At 68.1% G+C, this 17,451-nt stretch carries 18 protein-coding genes; 9 read left to right on the top strand and 9 right to left on the bottom strand.

Translation table 11 applies throughout. The features are described from left to right. Positions 1-199: 199 nt before the first annotated feature. From ACSHXN_RS20905 to ACSHXN_RS20890, 4 genes are all read right to left on the bottom strand, one after another. Positions 200-637, bottom strand: coding sequence for an SsgA family sporulation/cell division regulator (locus ACSHXN_RS20905; RefSeq protein WP_059127372.1), 438 nt, complete (start codon positions 635-637; stop codon positions 200-202). A 99-nt stretch (positions 638-736) separates the two neighbouring features. After that, the gene (locus tag ACSHXN_RS20900; protein WP_355128608.1) at positions 737-1,579 is read right to left on the bottom strand and encodes an IclR family transcriptional regulator; all 843 of its coding nucleotides are present in this window, start codon (positions 1,577-1,579) and stop codon (positions 737-739) included. 242 nt (positions 1,580-1,821) lie between these two features. After that, the gene (locus ACSHXN_RS20895; RefSeq protein ID WP_355128610.1) at positions 1,822-2,034 is read right to left on the bottom strand and encodes a DUF5326 family protein; all 213 of its coding nucleotides are present in this window, start codon (positions 2,032-2,034) and stop codon (positions 1,822-1,824) included. Between the two features lie 164 nt (positions 2,035-2,198). Further along, the gene (locus ACSHXN_RS20890) at positions 2,199-2,516 is read right to left on the bottom strand and encodes a cupin domain-containing protein (RefSeq protein WP_059127375.1); all 318 of its coding nucleotides are present in this window, start codon (positions 2,514-2,516) and stop codon (positions 2,199-2,201) included. Between the two features lie 59 nt (positions 2,517-2,575). Here ACSHXN_RS20890 and ACSHXN_RS20885 point away from each other — a divergent pair, with 59 nt between their 5' ends. The 5 genes from ACSHXN_RS20885 (at position 2,576) to ACSHXN_RS20865 (ending at position 6,407) form a co-directional block, all read left to right on the top strand. Beyond that, positions 2,576-2,953: a phage holin family protein gene (locus ACSHXN_RS20885; protein WP_059127376.1), complete on the top strand. Its 378-nt coding sequence runs from the start codon at positions 2,576-2,578 to the stop codon at positions 2,951-2,953. Between the two features lie 9 nt (positions 2,954-2,962). Then, positions 2,963-3,454 carry a low molecular weight protein-tyrosine-phosphatase gene (locus ACSHXN_RS20880; RefSeq protein ID WP_356291569.1) on the top strand — a complete coding sequence of 164 codons (492 nt, stop codon included), beginning with the start codon at positions 2,963-2,965 and terminating at the stop codon, positions 3,452-3,454. After that, positions 3,451-4,605, top strand: coding sequence for a cystathionine gamma-lyase (locus tag ACSHXN_RS20875; RefSeq protein WP_356291571.1), 1,155 nt, complete (start codon positions 3,451-3,453; stop codon positions 4,603-4,605). The genes ACSHXN_RS20880 and ACSHXN_RS20875 overlap by 4 nt, the downstream gene beginning before the upstream one ends. Positions 4,606-4,863: 258 nt before the next feature. Beyond that, a complete protein-coding gene (locus ACSHXN_RS20870) occupies positions 4,864-5,772 on the top strand; it encodes a LysR family transcriptional regulator (protein ID WP_355128618.1) in 909 nt (302 codons plus the stop codon). A gap of 152 nt (positions 5,773-5,924) precedes the next feature. Beyond that, positions 5,925-6,407, top strand: coding sequence for an NUDIX hydrolase (locus ACSHXN_RS20865; protein WP_355128620.1), 483 nt, complete (start codon positions 5,925-5,927; stop codon positions 6,405-6,407). A 25-nt stretch (positions 6,408-6,432) separates the two neighbouring features. Here the strand turns inward: ACSHXN_RS20865 and ACSHXN_RS20860 are convergent, their stop codons facing one another. Together ACSHXN_RS20860 and ACSHXN_RS20855 are read right to left on the bottom strand one after the other, a co-directional pair. Beyond that, positions 6,433-7,863 (bottom strand): globin domain-containing protein, encoded by a 1,431-nt coding sequence (locus ACSHXN_RS20860; protein WP_438303502.1) that lies wholly within the window; start codon positions 7,861-7,863, stop codon positions 6,433-6,435. Between the two features lie 416 nt (positions 7,864-8,279). Next, positions 8,280-8,912: an HAD family hydrolase gene (locus ACSHXN_RS20855; protein WP_355128624.1), complete on the bottom strand. Its 633-nt coding sequence runs from the start codon at positions 8,910-8,912 to the stop codon at positions 8,280-8,282. A 229-nt stretch (positions 8,913-9,141) separates the two neighbouring features. Here ACSHXN_RS20855 and ACSHXN_RS20850 point away from each other — a divergent pair, with 229 nt between their 5' ends. After that, positions 9,142-10,014, top strand: coding sequence for a GNAT family N-acetyltransferase (locus tag ACSHXN_RS20850; RefSeq protein WP_383352641.1), 873 nt, complete (start codon positions 9,142-9,144; stop codon positions 10,012-10,014). Positions 10,015-10,087: 73 nt separating this feature from the next. On the opposite strand, the gene ACSHXN_RS20845 is transcribed toward ACSHXN_RS20850, so the two are convergent. Next, positions 10,088-11,296, bottom strand: a complete 1,209-nt coding sequence (locus ACSHXN_RS20845) for an MFS transporter (protein ID WP_356107985.1) — start codon at positions 11,294-11,296, stop codon at positions 10,088-10,090. A 140-nt stretch (positions 11,297-11,436) separates the two neighbouring features. Here ACSHXN_RS20845 and ACSHXN_RS20840 point away from each other — a divergent pair, with 140 nt between their 5' ends. Further along, positions 11,437-11,895: a MarR family winged helix-turn-helix transcriptional regulator gene (locus tag ACSHXN_RS20840; protein WP_059127383.1), complete on the top strand. Its 459-nt coding sequence runs from the start codon at positions 11,437-11,439 to the stop codon at positions 11,893-11,895. Positions 11,896-11,947: 52 nt separating this feature from the next. Further along, on the top strand, positions 11,948-12,400 hold the full coding sequence (locus ACSHXN_RS20835) for a GNAT family N-acetyltransferase (RefSeq protein ID WP_355128630.1): 453 nt from the start codon (positions 11,948-11,950) through the stop codon (positions 12,398-12,400). A 76-nt stretch (positions 12,401-12,476) separates the two neighbouring features. On the opposite strand, the gene ACSHXN_RS20830 is transcribed toward ACSHXN_RS20835, so the two are convergent. Beyond that, the gene (locus ACSHXN_RS20830) at positions 12,477-13,862 is read right to left on the bottom strand and encodes a serine hydrolase domain-containing protein (protein ID WP_438303501.1); all 1,386 of its coding nucleotides are present in this window, start codon (positions 13,860-13,862) and stop codon (positions 12,477-12,479) included. Between the two features lie 180 nt (positions 13,863-14,042). Here ACSHXN_RS20830 and ACSHXN_RS20825 point away from each other — a divergent pair, with 180 nt between their 5' ends. Continuing rightward, positions 14,043-15,527, top strand: coding sequence for a S1 RNA-binding domain-containing protein (locus ACSHXN_RS20825; protein WP_438303500.1), 1,485 nt, complete (start codon positions 14,043-14,045; stop codon positions 15,525-15,527). Positions 15,528-15,721: 194 nt separating this feature from the next. Here the strand turns inward: ACSHXN_RS20825 and dnaB are convergent, their stop codons facing one another. Next, positions 15,722-17,197, bottom strand: coding sequence for a replicative DNA helicase (dnaB, locus tag ACSHXN_RS20820; RefSeq protein ID WP_355794815.1), 1,476 nt, complete (start codon positions 17,195-17,197; stop codon positions 15,722-15,724). Positions 17,198-17,451 lie beyond the last annotated feature (254 nt).

Raw genomic sequence — 17,451 nt, 5'->3', positions numbered from 1 at the left:
GAGCAGTGATCCGCCCTGGACCGTGGGGCAGCCCGGCAGACGCGCCGAGTCCGTCTGCCGCTGCCGACTTCACTGTCCGGCCGACTCGCCCGCTCATGGCCCTGTCACGCCTGAGGAACCGTTACAGCGCCGGAAACGCCGCGGCACCTCCAGGGACGCACAGCACCCGCGAGGAACCGTTACAGCGCCGTGCAGAGCCTCAGCCGGCGCTCTGTTCCTCCGCCAGGATCCGGTCCAGCGCCTCGTCCAGATGCGCGTCGAAGTCGGCGAGGGAGCCCTCCTGCCCGAGCGGCACCAGCTTGTCCGTGCGGTCGAGAAACGCCACGAGCGGCACCGCACCCGATCGGAACAGTGCCCGATCGGCGCCCACCTGGAGCCGGATCAGCACGTCGCCGAAGGTGTCCGGCTCGGCGGGCGCGATGTGCACATCGCCGTCACCACACGGCCGCCCTACCCCGTCGACCAGCAGTTCGCGTCCGAAGGCCCAGGTCACAGGCGCGTCGCCGGGCAAGTGGAAGGTCAGCCGTACGGCATAGGGATCGCAGGTCTCGTAACACAGCTCCACCGGAATGCGGAACGAGAGCTCCTCCGAGACGAGAAAACTCATCATGACCTCTGCCTGTACCGACTCGCGCATCGCCTACCCCGTCAGTAGCCGTCGACTGGCCAGGAATGATCCCCCTGACACATTCAGAAGTTTGCTGAACGTAGATGGCAGATCACAAGGAGTGAGTTTTCAGATGTTGATAGAGCCGGCGAGTGTCCCTACCAGCCTTCCTACCTCCGCCTGCAACCGATATGCCGCGGGCAGCAGCCGGTCGGCCTGGTGGGCGGGCAGGGAGATGGCCACCGTCGCAGCCGTCGCACCAGCGGTGATGGGCACCGCGGCGCAGACGGTACCCAGTGCGTACTCCTGGCGCTCGAGGACGGGTTCCATCCGTCCGAGGCGGTCGAGCCGCCGCAGGAGAATGCGCTCGTCGCGCACCGTGTAGGGGGTGATCGATCGCACAGGATAGCGATCGATGTGGTCCCGCCGGGCCTCCTCGTCGAGCTGCGACAGGAGGCATTGACCGATCGCGTGTGCGTGCCCGGTCTCGCGGAAGTCGGCCCATTCCGCGACCGCCGGGGTACCCGGGCTGTCGGCCACGCCGAGGACCTCGATCTCGCCCTCGCGATAGACCGCGTAGTACACGGGGGCACCGATCGAATCACGCCATTGTGCGAGTGCGTCGTCCATGACGCTGCGACGTTTCTGCTGGACCGCATCGCTGCTCAGCCGCTCGGCGGCGTCACCGAGGAAGAACAGGCCCTTCTCCCGGCGCAGATAGCCTTCGTGGGTCAGGGTGCGCAGCAGGTGGTACGCCGTGGGGAGCGCGAGGCCGACCTCGCGCGCCAGCTGCTTGGCCGGGGCCCCGTACTCACGGTCGGCGACGGCTTCGAGCAGCCGCATCGCCCGCTGCACGGACCCGATGAGGGTGGATTGCGGTTGCCCGGGCGGAAGGCGCTCCTCCACCGGTGAGGCGCGCCGCTGAACAGGTGGGGCGGGTGAGTCTGCGCGTGCGGTGCCAACCGTGGCCAAGGATCACTCCCGGAGCGCGAGGAGGGCCTCCCGTGCGGGGTCACGGAAGGGGATGCGCCGCGCGCGGGGCCTGCCGCGCGTCGAGCTCCGGACTTTAACGGTCCGCCACCCCCTGCCGACGGCCTCACCGAGAAACTTCCCCCTGCCGAGGGAACCTCAGCCCACTGTTACCGGCCGCTTCCTCCGGCCCACCCCGCCCGGCACCGCGCCGCTGCGTCGCATGCCCCGCCGGCTCCCGACCGTCACCAGTCTCCGCGCGACGACGAGCTCGACATGAACTTCCGCACGACGTAGATCAGTCCGCCGACCAGGGCGACGAACACCAGCAGCTTGAACAGCAGCCCGATGACAAAGCCGATGATGCTCGCGATCACACCCCCGAAGACGACCAGGGCGATGACCGGCACCGCGATCCACTTCACCCACCACGGCAAACCCGCGAAGATCTCTCGCATCGCCTTGTCCTTGTCTCTGTGCCCGTCGCCCCACGTCCAGTTCGGGGGCTCTGCTCACGGGTCCCTGTCCTGTCTTCGATGCTAGGGCCGCCAAGGGGCGGAGCGTACGCCTCCCATCCCCCGTCCTCCCCTGACCGTCCCCCTAGGGAACCCCGAAACCGGCCTCAGCTCTCGGGCGGAGAGAACATCACCAGCACCCTCAGGTCCTCGGTGATGTGGTGGAACTTGTGGGCGACGCCGGCGGGCACGTAGACGACACTGCCGCGGGCGACCTGAGTGGTCTCCAGGCCCACGGTGATCGAGGCCCGGCCGCTGACCACGAAGTACACCTCGTCCTGCTGGTGCGGGGTCTGCGGGTCCCGCTCACCCGCATCGAGCGCATACAGCCCGACCGACATGTTCCGCTCCCGCAGGAACTGCAGATAGGCACCCTCGTTGACTGCGCGCTCCGCCTCCAGTTCGTCCAGCCGGAATGCCTTCATCGCAGTTGTCCGCCCTTGCTCGGTACTCGTCTCTGATCGCGTCTGCCACGATCAGACACATGAAGAATTTCGTAGTCAAGACGATCGCCAACGCGGGGGCCCTGGCCGTCGCCGTCTGGATCCTGGACAAGATCACCCTCACCGGGACGAGCACCGGCAAGAAGATAGGCACGCTCATTGTCGTCGCCCTGCTCTTCGGCCTGGTGAACTTCCTGGTCAAGCCCGTCGTGAAGGTGCTGACCTTCCCGCTGTTCATCCTGACCCTCGGCCTGATCACCCTGGTCGTCAACGCTCTGATGCTGCTGCTCACCTCGTGGATCGCGGGCAAGCTGGATCTGAGCTTCCACGTCGAGGGCTTCTGGACCGCAGTCCTCGGCGGCCTGATCATCTCGATCGTCTCCTGGGCGCTGCACATGGTGCTGCCCGACGAGGACTGAGTGAGCCCCATGACCTATCGCGTCTGTTTCGTCTGCACCGGCAACATCTGCCGTTCGCCGATGGCCGAGTCCGTCTTCCGCGCACGCGTCGAGCTGGCCGGTCTCGACGAGCTGGTCGAGGTCGACAGTGCGGGGACGGGCGACTGGCACGAGGGTGACGGCGCCGATCCGCGCACCGTCACCGTCCTGGAGGAGCACGGCTACGGCAGTGATCACGTCGCCCGGCAGTTCCAGGCCTCCTGGTTCTCCCGGCTCGATCTCGTGATCGCGCTCGATTCCGGCCACCTCAAGGCCCTGCGGCGGCTCGCATCCACCCCCGAGGACGCGGCGAAGGTCCGGCTCCTGCGCTCCTACGATCCGGCGGCCGGCGACGACCTCGACGTGCCCGATCCTTATTACGGGGGGACGGACGGGTTCGAGACCTGTCTTGAGATGGTGGAGACGGCGAGCCACGGACTGCTCGCCGAGGTGAGAGAGCATCTGGAGGGACGGGCGGCATGAAGCCAGGGCACATCGACACGCCGGGTACGGGGATCGGCGACGGTACGCGCGCCGTCCGGGCGGGGCTGCCCGAACCGGTCAAGTACGAGCCGACGCTCCCGGGCCCCGTCTTCGCCGCGCACTTCCATCTGCCCGGCGAGCCGACCGGTCCGTACACCTATGGTCGTGACGAGAACCCCACCTGGACCCATCTGGAGCGGGCCATCGGCGAGCTGGAGGCGCCCGGCGGGGACGGAGTCGAGACGCTCGCCTTCGCCTCCGGCATGGCCGCGATCTCGGCGGTTCTCTTCTCGCAGCTGCGCGCGGGCGACACCGTGGTGCTGCCCACGGACGGCTACCAGGTGCTGCCCCTGGTGCGCGAGCAGCTCACCGCCTACGGCATCGAGGTGCGCACCGCACCCACCGGTGACGACGCCCAGCTCGGTGTGCTCGACGGCGTGAAGCTGCTGTGGATCGAGACACCCTCCAACCCGGGGCTCGACGTCTGCGACCTGCGCAGGATCGTCGAGGTGGCGCACGCGCAGGGCACCCTCGTCGCCGTCGACAACACCCTGGCGACCCCGCTCGGGCAGCGGCCCCTGGAGCTGGGTGCCGACTTCTCCGTGGCCAGCGGCACCAAGATGCTCACCGGACATGGTGACCTGCTGCTCGGGTACGTGGCGTCCCGTGATGCCGGCCTCATGTCCTCGGTGCGACGCTGGCGCAAGATCATCGGCGCGATCCCCGGTCCCATGGAGGCCTGGCTCGCACACCGCTCACTGGCCACGCTCCATCTGCGCGCCGAGCGGCAGACCGCCAACGCGCTCGCACTCGCCGAGGCGCTGCGCGGCCGCCCCGAGGTGACCGGGCTGCGCTATCCGGGCCTGTCCGACGACCCTTCCCACAAGATCGCCGCGCAGCAGATGCGGCGCTTCGGGTGTGTGGTGTCGTTCACCTTGCCCACGCGCGCCCATGCCGAGCGCTTTCTCGAGGCCCTGCGACTCGTCGACGACGCCACGAGTTTCGGCGGTGTACGGTCCACGGCCGAGCGGCGTGGACGCTGGGGCGGTGACGCGGTGCCGGAGGGCTTCATCCGCTTCTCCGCCGGCGCGGAGGACCCGCAGGACCTGGTGGCCGATGTGCTCCGTGCGCTGGACGAATCGGCACACTGACCCACGTCGCGGCGGTGGCACCCGTTCCGGCTACGCAGTTCCGGAGCGTCGAGGCGCCGCCCCGCGGATACCTTCTACGTACAACGGACGGTCCGAGCCTCCCCCCTCGTGGCTCGGACCGTCCCGGTTCTGCGCGCGAAGAACCGCGCGACCAAGGCTAGTTGACTCTGTGTCAGTGTCCAATCACAGTAGCGACAGCGGCCTATCGACTTATTTATAGTTGGGCGCCGTCGGGGTGCGAGGAGGGGAGAGAACACGATGGATCTGGCCCTGCTGCGGACCTTCGTGACCGTGCACCGGGCAGGTTCCTTCACCCGTGCCGCGGCGCTGCTCGGCCTCTCGCAACCGGCGGTCACCTCGCAGATCCGCACCCTGGAACGGCAGCTGGGCCGCCCGCTCTTCCTACGGCAGGCCCGCGGGGTGACCCCCACGACCATCGGGGACGAACTCGCGCACAAGGCGGCACCCCATCTCGACGCCCTGGTGGAGATCACCGAGACCGGACTCGACGAGCACTCCTCGCTGCGCACCCTCCATCTCGCGGGCCCTCCGGAGTTCACCGCCGAGCGGGCCCTTCCCGCGCTCGCGGAGCTGTCCGACGACGGCGGACAAGGGCTCGCGCTGCGCGCCTCCTTCGGGAACGCCGACGAGACCTTGGAAGGACTTTCCGCCGGGCACCACGATCTGGCCATCACCACGACCCGGCCGCGTGGCGCCCTGCTCACGGCGACTCCGCTCTGCGACGAAGAGCATGTCCTGGTCGCCGCCCCGCGCTGGGCCGCACGCATCGGCGGCCCCGGCAAGCTGCGCCGCAAGGGGGCCCATGCGCTGGAGAACCTTCCGGTGGTCGAGGTGCACGAGTCCCTGCCCTTCGTCTCCCGCTACTGGGCCTCCGTCTTCGACTCCCTGCCGGCCGCCTCCGGCACCGTGATCGTTCCCGATCTGCGTGCGGTCCTCGCCTGCGCTGTCACCGGGGCCGGACTCGCCGTGCTGCCCCGCTATCTCTGCGGCGCCTCACTGGAGCGGGGTGATGTGGTGGCCCTCCATGAACCCGCGGTCCCTCCGCTGCGGACGTACTTCCTCGTGGTCCGTACGGGGACACTGGCCATGCCGCACATAGCCCGGGCACATGAGTGGCTGCTGCGGACAGCAGCCGATTGGTGCTGATCGAGAACGAGACGCCGTACCCGGCGCCGCTACCGGGATGCTGGGCGGTTGCGGCGCGCTGTCACGGGCCGCAACCCGGGGTTCACATGGGATTCGCCTCCGTGTGGAGTGAGCGATGTTTCACGTGGAACGGGTTGGGCCACATTCCACCCATGACCGTTCGCCCCGTGGTCAAGCGCACCGCCCGCGCCATCCTGCTCGATGGCGACGACCTGATTCTGATCAAGCGCACCAAGCCCGGTGTCGATCCCTACTGGGTCACACCAGGTGGCGGCGTCGAGCCCTCGGACGCGACCGTCGTCGACGCTCTCCACCGCGAGGTGCACGAAGAACTCGGTGCCAAGATCACCGATGTGGTGCCCTGCTTCGTCGACACGGTCGAGCACATCGGTGAGGGGGGCGGCGCGACCGGTGTGAAGGTCCAGCATTTCTTCGTCTGCCGACTGGAGTCCATGGACGAGCGTCTGCGGCACGGTCCTGAGGTCGAGGAGCCCGCCGGCGAGTACGAGATCGTGCGTGTGCCCTTCACCCGCGTCGGCATCGCGTCCGTCCATATGGTGCCGCTGTCCCTGCGGCACTATCTCGACGGGAACATCGAAGGCGTACGGGCCATGCACGCGCCCGATCTGGGCTGACGTACCGCAGCATGGCGGGCCGGGGTCAGGGTCCGGCGGCGACCAGTTCCTCCACCGAGTCGTGGCGGATGCGCCCCGGCGGTATACCGACGTCCCGGAGCACACCCACACCGCTGCGGATCATTCCGGGCGGTCCCGAGAGATAGGCGTCGTACTCGTTCCAGGGCCCGTACCCGCGTATGACGTCCGGCATCTGCTGGTGCGCCTGCTCGTCGACGACCGGCCGGACCGACAGCCAGGAATGGCTCTGCTGGAGTCGCAGCATGGTGTCGATGTCGTACAGGTCGTGGTCGGTGCGCGCCCCGTAGAAGACCTCGACCGGGCGTCGCTCACCGTGTTCGGCGACGTCCTCGACCAGGGCCTTGATGGGTGCGATACCGGTGCCGCCGCCGAGGCAGAGCAGCCCGCTGTGTGTGGTGTGATCGACGGTCATCGTGCCGGCGGGCGGGCCGAGGCGGATGACGTCGCCGGGGCGGGCCCGGTGGACGAGCGCGTTGGAGACCCAACCGGCGGGGACCGCCTTCACATGGAACGAGAGCAGTCCGTCCGAGCGCGGCGCCGAGGCGAAGGAGTAGTGCCGCCACACCCGTGGCCACCACGGGGTCTCCACGCTGGTGTACTGCCCGGCGAGGAACGGGTACGGCTGGTCGGGACGCACGGTGATCACCGCGATGTCCGGTGTACGCAGGTCGTGCGAGACCACCTCCGCATACCACCAGGCCGGGGCCCGCAACTCGTCCGCAGCCGCCGCGTCGATCATCACCTGGGAGATCGTTGTGTACGCCCGCACCCAGGCGGCCTCGGTCCGCTCGTCCCAGATCGCGGGGGCGTACTTGCTGAGCGCACCGATAAGGCATTCGCCGACGGCCGGGTAGTGCTCGGGCCGCGTGCCGTACTTGCGGTGGCCGCGACCGAGGTTCTGCAGATAGGCGACGAGGACCTCGGTGTTGTCCATGTGCTCGGCAGCGGTCAGCAATGCCTTGAGCAGCCTGTCCCGCTGAGTGTCCATGGCAGCGGGGAACAACGGCCTCAGATCGGGGTGGCGCACGAACAGGAGCGCGTAGAAGTACGAGGTGACCTTGTCGGCGATGGGCCCGACCTCGGCCATGGTCCGCCGGATGAGTACGGCGTCGGGCGATGGCTCGGGTTCGGGGGCGGAGCGCCGAGGGGGCGCCTGCCGCTCCGGGGAGGCCGCCCCGTGGGCGGGTTCCGGCTCTGTGAGGGGGCGCCCCGACGGGGCGGCCGCTCCCGACTGCGGATGTATTCGGGGCTGTTCCGTACCGCGACCGGACGTCGGGCGGCCGACGGGCCGCATCGCCGCCAGACGGCTGCCCTCCGGCGTCTCCCGGTCCCCTCCCGGGGGCGTCTGGGGCTGGCTGTGGGGCGTGAACCAGCCGCCCCCGCCGCTGCCGCCGGACGTGCCGTCGTCGGCCGACATGGTGGTCGGAGCGTTCATGGTGTGCCTCGCCTCGAACATCTTTCGGTCGGTCTGCGCACTTCCCCGGTCGCAGGGCGACTGCTTCACCCCGCCGACAGGCCTGCTTCCCCCGTTCGGCCCCTGAAGTCCAATGCGGCACAGTCAACCCGGAATCCCGCTGTGTACGGACAGGTAAGCCAAGAGTGTGAGGTTGACCGCAGCACTCCCACCGCAGCATCCCACTCGGCCCCGGCTCTCGGCCGCGTAACAGAGAATGCGGGCCTTCGATCTCTCCGTCCCGTTAAGCTGCATTGGCATGCGTTCGCGCCCTGCGGAACGTGCGCACATCACACCGGACGCGAACCGGACTCGACCATACCGGTCGCCGTGTCACACACAAGTCCCCTTTGGGTCGGCCGTGATGCGGCAAGGGTGCGAACCAGCGATTCCCTCGATTACCGGGCGCGGCGCACCAATTCATAGGCATCCCATAGATCCCGCCCGGCATACGTGTGGGTTGCGCGGCCTTCCAGATGCCGGTCCGCATTGACCGCGACGGACACCGGCACCGCCTCGAACAGGTCCTTGTCCGACTGCGAGTCACCGTAGGCGACGCAGTCGGTGAGCCCCACTCCGAACTCCGTGCAGAGTCCGGCCGCGATCCGCACCTTGGCGGCGGAGCTCATGAGTCCCGCCGGATCCACCGGCTTCCTGAAGGGCAACGCGGGGAAGCGGGAGCCGAACGTCGCATGCGCTCCCCACTGTGTCAGCCGTTCCACGAAGAACGAGGGCGAGAGCGAGATCACAGCGCAGTAGTCGCCGGCCTCGCGGATCTCCGTCCACACCTCTTGGATACGGGTCAGCCAGGGAGCCGCCGCGAACGCGGCCGCCACATGCTCCTCCGTGAGTTCCTTCCACAGTCCGTACACCTGCGCGGCGTACTCCGGCGGTCCTATGCGCCCGCTCGCAATCGCCGTGTCCAGCGCCACGGTCTCGGCCTCCAGGCCGAGTTGCCGCGATATCTCCACGGGTGCCGTCGTTCCATGCAGCAACGTCCCGTCCAGATCGAAGAGATGCAGTCTTGCCATGGGTGAGGAGGCTAGCGTCCGCCTGCTCCCGCGTCCCGGACGCCCCATTGACGTCCGGGATCCGGCCCGGTCATTCGCCCACCGACGACCGGTCGTGATCGGATCATCACCGTTTCACGTGAAACATCTGACCCTGTCCTGTGCGGTCGGGCGCGGCATGGCGAAAAGGGTGTGCGTTCGACCTCAAACCGGTGGACGCCAGTGGCTCATGTCCGACAGCCTGACCTGCGTGTCGACACCTTCCCTCGCCGATCTGCCCATTCGCCGTCTGACGCCCCGCGATCTCATCGCCTGCGCCGACTTGTCCGAGGACCGGGGGTGGCCACGCGAGGAACACAAGTGGGGACTTCTGCTGGCCGCCGGAAAGGGCTACGGCATCGACGACCCACACGGTGGTCTCGTCTCCGCCTGTGTCGTGACCCAGTACGGAACCGAGTACCGCCCCGATCTGTGCGCCATCGGCATGGTGCTCGTCGCCGAACGGCATGCCCGTCAGGGTGTCGGTCGTCGTCTGATGCGGCATGTGGTGGCCGAGACGGGCGCCACCACCACTCCGCTCACGCTCTACGCAACGCCCTATGGCCGACCCCTCTACGAAGAGCTCGGCTTCAAGGTCACCGGCAGCGCCGAGATGGTGCGCGGCCATTTCACGCCACGTGGGACCGCATCGGCCGTCGCCACCCGCGCGGCCACCGGCGAGGACCTCGCCGCCCTTGTCCGGCTCGATGCAGAGGTGTTCGGTGCCGACCGCACCCATGTGATCACCCGCCTGCCCGCCTTCGCCGACCAGTTGCGTGTCGCCGAGGAGGACGGACGGATCATCGGTTACGCGGCCGCCTGGCCCAACATGGACACCCATGTCGTTGGTCCGCTCATCGCCCGCGACACCGAGACGGCGAAGGCCCTGATCACGTCGCTCGCCGCCCACACCCCCCGGCCGCTGCGCACCGACGTCGATGTGCGCCACGAGGAACTGCTGAACTGGCTGAAGGAACGCGGCCTCGCTTCCGTCGGCTTCAACTCGGTCATGACCCATGGCATCCCGGACCTGCCCGGCGACTGGACGAGGCGTTTCGCCCCGGTGACGGTCGCCGCCGGCTGAGCCGGCCCTGCGGACGAGACGCGTGTCCGGGAGGCCGGAGACACGCGTCTCGTCCGTGGAAGGGGCAGCCCGGTCAGTGGCGCACCGCAGTGGGCCGCTCGCTGGGCACGCCACCCGCCACGACCGTGCCGGAGGCCGTCTCGCGGCGTTCCAGGGCCGCGGAGAGGAAGGCCAGCAGCAGAGCCGACACCGCGAGGAGTGCGCCGACCCAGTTGGGGGCGGTGTAGCCGAGCCCTGCGGCGATCACCATGCCGCCGAGCCACGCGGACAACGCGTTGCCGAGGTTGAAGGCGCCGATGTTGGCGGCCGAGGCGAGTGTCGGGGCACCGTGCGCATGATCCAGCACCCTCTTCTGCAGCGGAGGCACGGTGGCGAACCCGAGAGCCCCAACCAGGACGATCGTGAGCGCGGCGAGCAGCTTGTTGTGCGCGGTCAGGGTGAACAGCGCAAGGACGAGGGCCAGACCGCCGAGGGACACGTACAGCATCGGCATGAGCGCACGGTCCGCGTACCGGCCGCCGATGAGATTGCCGCCCACCATGCCCAGGCCGAACAGCACCAGCAACAGAGTGACCGAGCTGTCGGCGAATCCTGTGACGTGGGTCATCATCGGCGCGATGTAGGTGATGGCCGCGAACACGCCACCGAAGCCGAGGACGGTCATCGCCATGGCGAGCAGGACCTGAACGTTCTTGAAGGCGGCCAGCTCCTGGCGGAGGTGGACGCCTTCCGGCTTGGGCAGGTCGGGGACGAGCTTCGCGACACCGAGCAGCCCGATCACACCGAGTACGGCGACGAGTGCGAAGGTGACCCGCCAGCCGGCGGACTGCCCGACGAGCGTGCCGAGCGGAACACCCACGACGTTGGCGATGGTCAGGCCGCTGAACATCATGGAGATGGCGGCGGCCTTCCGCTGTGGTGCGACCAGCTCGGCAGCGACGACCGAGCCGATGCCGAAGAAGGCGCCATGGGCCAGGGATGCCACCACACGCCCCGCCAGCATCAGACCGAAGGACGGGGCAACGGCGGAGATCAGGTTGCCGAGGACAAAGAGGCCCATCAGGAGCATCAGCATCCGCTTACGGGAGACCTTGGTACCGAGCGCGGTCATGATCGGCGCACCGAACATCACGCCCAGGGCATAGCCCGTCACCAGCAGACCGGCCGTGGGGATGGAGACCCCGAAGTCATCGGCGACCTCAGGCAACACTCCCATGATCACGAATTCCGTGGTCCCGATCCCGAAGGCCCCGATCGCGAGGGCCAGAAGCGCGAGAGGCATGAGGTAGACCTTCCAAGCGATTGCATGTGCGCTTTGTAAGCGTACACATTAATTGCAGACGCGTCATATATGCAATCGCAGGATATTGCGGCGGTGCCCTATCCTTGAGGGTGAGCCGCTCCGGGACGGAGGAGAACGCCATGACAGCGACGGACCCCTCGCTCACCGCCCTTGCCCAGGGTTGGTGTGCCCTCTCCCTACTGCACGGGAGGATCGAGGCCCGTATCGAGCGAGCCCTGCAGGCCAGGCACGGACTGAGTGTCCGCGAGTACTCCCTGCTGGACGTGCTGAGCCGCCAGCACGACGGCGAGGGAGGACATCTCCAGATGAAGCAGGTCGCCGACGCGGTGGTCCTCAGCCAGAGCGCCACGACTCGGTTGGTCACACGGCTCGAGGACCGCGGTCTGCTCGCGCGCTACCTCTGCCCGACCGATCGCCGCGGGATCTACACCAACGTCTCAGAGGCCGGCCTCCAACTCCTCGAGGAAGCCCGTCCCACCAATGACGCCGCACTGCGCGAGGCACTGGACGAAGCGACCAAGAACCCCGAGCTGGCGCCTCTGGTCCGCGTCGTCGAGTCGTTGAGTGTGCCTGCATAGCGAGGCCCACCTCAGCAGCCGGTGAACCCGTCCCTCCACGTAGGGTGCGGGCATGGGAGACCTTGAGATACGCCCTGTCGTCACGGACGACGTTTCCGCCGTCGTCGCCATGCTGGCCGACGACCCGCTCGGCGCCCAGCGTGAGTCGCCTGACGATCTGACCCCGTACCTGAACGCGTTGGAGCGGGTGAACGGCGATCCGAACCAGCACCTCGTGGTCGCCGTGCGCGACGGACGTATCGTGGGGACCCTCCAGCTTTCGATCATCCCGGGGCTGTCCCGCCGGGGTGCGACGCGCTCGATCGTCGAGGCCGTGCGCATCCACGCCGAGGAACGCGGCAGTGGCCTCGGTACACAGCTCCTCGAGTGGGCGATCGACGAATCCCGCCGCCAGAACTGCCAGTTGGTCCAGCTGACGTCCGATGTCAGCCGGACCGATGCCCACCGGTTCTACGAGCGCCTGGGATTCGAGGCGTCACACATGGGGTTCAAGCTCGCGCTCTGAGCGACCCCGGTCGGACCGGTTCACCCGGCCGACGGCGCGTTTCACGTGAAACAGGCCGCCGGCCGGACAACGGTCGCTAGCCGATCCCTCGCCATCCGTCCGGGTCCACACCGCCCGGCACCGAAGCGCTCTCGTCGTACGGCTGACGCGTGAAGACGAAGGACCCGATGTCCAGGTGGTTCACGACCCCGTCGGGGCTCCGTACGGCCCGCAGAACCTCTCCGGCGTAGTAGCCCTCCAGCCCCGTCCAGGTGCCGTCACCGTTCGCACGGAACCGGGAGCGACGGCCGTTGCCGGACAGCGGCTCCAACGCAATGAGCCCGTCCGCCGTGATGCGCAGGGCGAAACCGTGCGTCCCCCAGTACCACTGTCCCGCCCACTCCAGCACGGACGGATCGACGTCCGCCAACGGGCGCCATGGCTCGGGGATCCTCGGTTCGGCCTCGGCCACGATGCGGACGAGATCGGCACCCACCGTGAACACCTGCGGGCCGGAGGTGCAGTTCGCCAGGACGACGGCCGCGACATCGTCCTCCACACCGATGGTGAGGGAGGCGAGAAAGCCCGGCAGAGACCCCGTGTGTCCCACCAGAAGCCGCTCGCCCGAACGCCTGGTCTCCAGACCCAGACCGTAGGCGTAACCGGTCATCACATCGGCGCTTTCGGGCGGAGCCGCCGGTGTGCGCATCTCCAGAAGCGATTCGGCGCTCAGCACCCTGTCGTCGCCCTGGACCAGGAAGGCCGCAAATCTGGCGAGGTCGCCCGTCGTGGACCACAACTGCCCGGCTGGGGCCATGCGCACGAGGTCCTCGGACGGTTCCGGAAGCATGACATCGGCCCAGGGATGCACCGCCCAGCCTCCTGCATGGGGCGCTTGGGGACGCTCGCTTGTGCGACGCAGGTCCAGCGGTTCGAGCACCTCGCTGCGCAGAACCTCCTCCCACGGGGCCCCACGCAGCTTCTCGACCAGCGCTCCCAGCAATGTGTAGCCGGGGTTCGAGTAGTGGAACCGCCTACCGGCCGCATGCAGGAACGGCTGCTCACCCAGTACGTCCGCGAGCTCCGGACGCAGGGACCCAGGCGTACGTTCCCACCACGGCGCGGGCGACTCGGCCGCCAGGCCGCTCGTGTGGGAGAGCAGTGCGGCGATGGTCGCCTCACCGGCCCCGGTGCCCGGCAGATGCTTCTCCAACGGGTCTCCGAGGTCCAGGAGCCCCTCGTCCCGCAGCCGCATCACCAGAACCGCGGTGAAGGTCTTGGTGATGGAACCGATCCGGTACTGCACGTTCTCGTCGGGCCCGTGACCGTCCACGGAGGTACGCGAGCCGTGCCACACCGTCCGCCCGCCCCGCACCACGGCGGCCACCAGCGACGGAGCCCGCCCTTCGGCCTGCGCAACGGCGATCCGATGCAACAGAGCCCGACGCGTCGCGGGAAGCAGATCCTCTTGAGGTGTCGTCATGGCTACAGTCCACCCCGCCAGGCAATTCCACGTCGAGCGTAATATCCGGCTCCTGCCGGCAGGGTGCCCTTCAGTGGAGGTGATGGCGGCGGAACGACAAGCTTCGGCGACCGTGTCTCAGTTCCAACTCCCATGTCACTTCCTCAAGTCGGTGCCAGGGCCGTACGGGAAGATGGAGACGTGCAGCTTCCCTACGTCTATCGCGTCACCAAGTACGACCCCGCCGAACGTGACGAACATGGGCGATACACCGGTACCGAGGACACCGTCAGCGATCACGGCGAGACCGAGACGGCCTGTCTCCAGGCGGTCGAGGCGTTCGCTGCGGGAGCCGGCATCGACCGCCTGTCCATCCGCGAGCCACAGATCCCGTCCCTCGTTCACTTCGGCGTCGAGCCACCCCTGGACGACTTCGGGCTCGACGCGTTCCTTCCGACCGGCCTTACCGGCTTCCACGACGGGGCGGAGGTTCCGCTCGGTGTCGGACTGGAGCTGGTACGGCTCATGCTGCGCGGCAGTGGCGCCTGGTGCCGACTGGAGGCGGAGGGCGCATTCGCAGTGCACGTCGGGTGGGACCAATACCTCTACGTCGGCAGTGGTCGGCCCTGCGACGAGGCGCTGACACGAACACGCGCGCTCGGGTTGTTCCCGGAACGTCTGGACGCATCCCCGTACGACGTGGAGACGGACACCAACAGCATCCAGCGGCCGGCCGACGACGACTTCTGGGCCGCTCTGCACCAGGCGGTCGCCATGTCCCGCGCCGGAGTTCTGGAGGAGACGTATCTCGAGGGCGCCTCACGATGGCACCGTCTCACCTGCGACACCATCAACACGGTTCGCGCCGGGATCTCCCCCCGGGCGCGGCTGGCCGTGTGGCCGGACCTGTCCTGCGACATCGATGCGGTCCTCAGCGCCCTTCCCACCGAAGGCCTGGTCGAATGTGTCTGGCAGGACAAGGACGGCCGGATGCACAGCGCTGTCGCTGACGCGGACGAATTCACGGAGCCGGCCGCCTGGATGTCCGGTGCCGAGGCCGCGGCGCTCCTGTCCGTGTATGCCGACGAGCGTGTGCCTCTGTTCACCGCCGTCATGCCCGACAGCGACGGAGTGGTACGGGCCCGTTGGCAGACCGAGCCGACGCCGAGCGACCTCAACTGGGCCTTCCTCACCACCCTTCACCGCGGTGAGATCGTCAGCGGCACGGTGACCCATATCGCCGACTTCGGCGTCACCTTCGTGGACATCGGCGGCTTCGAAGCGATGATCAATGTCCCCGAACTGTCCTGGCGTCCCATCAACTTCCCCACCGACGTGGTCTCCGTCGGTCAGGAGATCACCGCCGAAATTCTCGATGTCGACCTGACCCGGGAACGCGTATCACTGTCCCTCAAGGACCTCCACGAAGATCCGATGCAGTCGCTGACCGGACAGATCGGCCGGACGATCGTCGGCCGTGTCACCGAACTCGTACCGCTGGGAGCCTTCGTACGCATCGAAGAAGTGGAGAACGGTTTCGAAGGGCTGGTGCCCCGCTCCGAACTGGCCGCCGAGCCGTCGGAAACCCCTCAGCTCGGTGACGCTCTGCTCGTCAAGATCGTTGACATCGACCTGGTCCGGCGCCGCATCGCCCTCTCGCACCGGCAAGCGATCTCAGAGCTCTGAGCCCACCTCGCGAGCTGTGGGTTCCGCGACGCGTGTCGTCTGCCGCGTCCTTGACCTCGACGGTTCTCGGGCTTGTCGCGCCGTGTCATCCGCTCGAGTCCCGGCTCCGTGTCATGTACCCGGCTTGCCCGGCAGAGACGGCGACGCCACGGCCCGAGAAGTGGGTCACCGGGCGGTCGGAAGCTCCAGCCGGATCAGGTCTGCGCCATGTCCACGAATCGTGAGTAGTGGCCCTGGAAGGCGACCGTGATCGTCGCCGTCGGGCCGTTACGGTGCTTGCCGACGATGATGTCCGCCTCGCCCGCGCGGGGGGACTCCTTCTCATAGGCGTCCTCGCGGTGCAGCAGGATCACCATGTCGGCGTCCTGCTCGATCGAGCCGGACTCACGCAGGTCGGACACCATCGGCTTCTTGTCGGTCCGCTGTTCGGGGCCTCGGTTGAGCTGCGAGAGTGCGATCACGGGCAGCTCCAGCTCCTTGGCCAGGAGCTTGAGGTTCCGGGACATCTCGGAGACCTCCTGCTGCCGGCTCTCGGACCGCTTGGAGCCGGACTGCATCAGCTGCAGATAGTCGATGACGACCAGCTTGAGGTCGTTGCGCTGCTTCAGGCGCCGGCACTTGGCACGGATCTCCATCATCGACAGGTTCGGCGAGTCGTCGATGTAGAGAGGAGCGGCCGAGACATCGGGCATCCGGCGGGCGAGCCGGGTCCAGTCCTCGTCGGTCATCGTGCCGGACCGCATGTGGTGCAGGGCCACCCGCGCCTCGGCGGACAGCAGTCGCATCGCGATCTCGTTGCGGCCCATCTCGAGCGAGAAGATCACGCTGGGCAGGTTGTGCTTGATGGACGCCGTCCGCGCGAAGTCCAGTGCCAGGGTCGACTTACCCATGGCGGGACGGGCCGCGACGATGATCATCTGGCCCGGATGCAGACCATTGGTGAGCTGGTCGAGATCGGTGAAGCCGGTCGGCACGCCGGTCATCTCCCCCGAGCGTGAACCGATCGCCTCGATCTCGTCGAGAGCGCCCTCCATGATCTCGCTGAGCGGCAGGTAGTCCTCGGCGGTGCGCTGCTCGGTGACGGCGAAGATCTCGGCCTGGGCGCTGTTGACGATCTCGTCGATGTCGCCGTCGGCCGCGTATCCCATCTGTGTGATGCGGGTGCCGGCCTCGACCAGGCGGCGCAGGACCGCCCGCTCGTGCACGATCTGTGCGTAGTACTCGGCGTTCGCCGCGGTCGGAACCGTCTGGACCAGGGTGTGCAGATATGGGGCACCGCCGACCTTGGTGATCTCACCGCGCTTGGTCAGCTCGGCGGCGACCGTGATGGGGTCGGCCGGCTCGCCCTTTGCGTACAGGTCGAGGATCGCCTGGTAGATCGTCTCGTGCGCGGGCCGGTAGAAGTCATGGCCCTTGAGGAGCTCGACGACATCGGCGATGGCGTCCTTGGACAGGAGCATGCCGCCGAGCACGGACTGCTCGGCGTCCAGGTCCTGCGGCGGGACACGCTCGAAGGAGGAGCCCGCGCCGTCCCATGCCCCACTGTCCTGACCGCGGTCGTGCTGCTCGTCGCGGCTTCGGCCACCGTCACGGCCCTGGCGGGAGGCAGGGACACGATCACCCGGAGCGCTGTCGGCCCACGGATCGTCCAAGGGCTCGGAAATGCTCACCGGGCCGCCTCCTCCCGTCCGCCGCGCGGACCTCGCCGTGCACCTCATTTCTAGGGCACGACACTGACAAAGCGAGAAGCGCTGCTCCGGTTCTAGCGCGTCGGTTTTGTGTGTTTTCCGAGGACGGAGGAGGGAGCGGGCGCCGCACCACGTTAGGCCCGTCGGCACCGTCAGCCAATCTGGTTATCCACAGGCCATGTGGACGAGCGCCCGGATGCTGTGGAGAACTCCGCAAAACCTGTGCACGGTGCGGT

Origin of the sequence: Streptomyces sp. HUAS TT11 (genome assembly GCF_051553595.1) — a bacterium.
In the GTDB taxonomy this organism is placed as follows: Bacteria; Actinomycetota; Actinomycetes; order Streptomycetales; family Streptomycetaceae; genus Streptomyces.
Note: the sequence above shows the minus strand (reverse complement) of the source record. Positions and strands in the feature narration are given on the sequence as shown.

Coding starts and splice junctions, on each gene's coding strand:
- ACSHXN_RS20835 (WP_355128630.1), top strand. CDS start 11,948: ATGGGAGACCTTGAGATACGCCCTGTCGTCACGGACGACGTTTCCGCC.
- ACSHXN_RS20905 (WP_059127372.1), bottom strand. CDS start 637: ATGCGCGAGTCGGTACAGGCAGAGGTCATGATGAGTTTTCTCGTCTCG.
- ACSHXN_RS20875 (WP_356291571.1), top strand. CDS start 3,451: ATGAAGCCAGGGCACATCGACACGCCGGGTACGGGGATCGGCGACGGT.
- ACSHXN_RS20880 (WP_356291569.1), top strand. CDS start 2,963: ATGACCTATCGCGTCTGTTTCGTCTGCACCGGCAACATCTGCCGTTCG.
- ACSHXN_RS20855 (WP_355128624.1), bottom strand. CDS start 8,912: ATGGCAAGACTGCATCTCTTCGATCTGGACGGGACGTTGCTGCATGGA.
- ACSHXN_RS20840 (WP_059127383.1), top strand. CDS start 11,437: ATGACAGCGACGGACCCCTCGCTCACCGCCCTTGCCCAGGGTTGGTGT.
- ACSHXN_RS20870 (WP_355128618.1), top strand. CDS start 4,864: ATGGATCTGGCCCTGCTGCGGACCTTCGTGACCGTGCACCGGGCAGGT.
- ACSHXN_RS20865 (WP_355128620.1), top strand. CDS start 5,925: ATGACCGTTCGCCCCGTGGTCAAGCGCACCGCCCGCGCCATCCTGCTC.
- ACSHXN_RS20890 (WP_059127375.1), bottom strand. CDS start 2,516: ATGAAGGCATTCCGGCTGGACGAACTGGAGGCGGAGCGCGCAGTCAAC.
- ACSHXN_RS20830 (WP_438303501.1), bottom strand. CDS start 13,862: ATGACGACACCTCAAGAGGATCTGCTTCCCGCGACGCGTCGGGCTCTG.
- ACSHXN_RS20895 (WP_355128610.1), bottom strand. CDS start 2,034: ATGCGAGAGATCTTCGCGGGTTTGCCGTGGTGGGTGAAGTGGATCGCG.
- ACSHXN_RS20885 (WP_059127376.1), top strand. CDS start 2,576: ATGAAGAATTTCGTAGTCAAGACGATCGCCAACGCGGGGGCCCTGGCC.
- ACSHXN_RS20860 (WP_438303502.1), bottom strand. CDS start 7,863: ATGAACGCTCCGACCACCATGTCGGCCGACGACGGCACGTCCGGCGGC.
- ACSHXN_RS20845 (WP_356107985.1), bottom strand. CDS start 11,296: ATGCCTCTCGCGCTTCTGGCCCTCGCGATCGGGGCCTTCGGGATCGGG.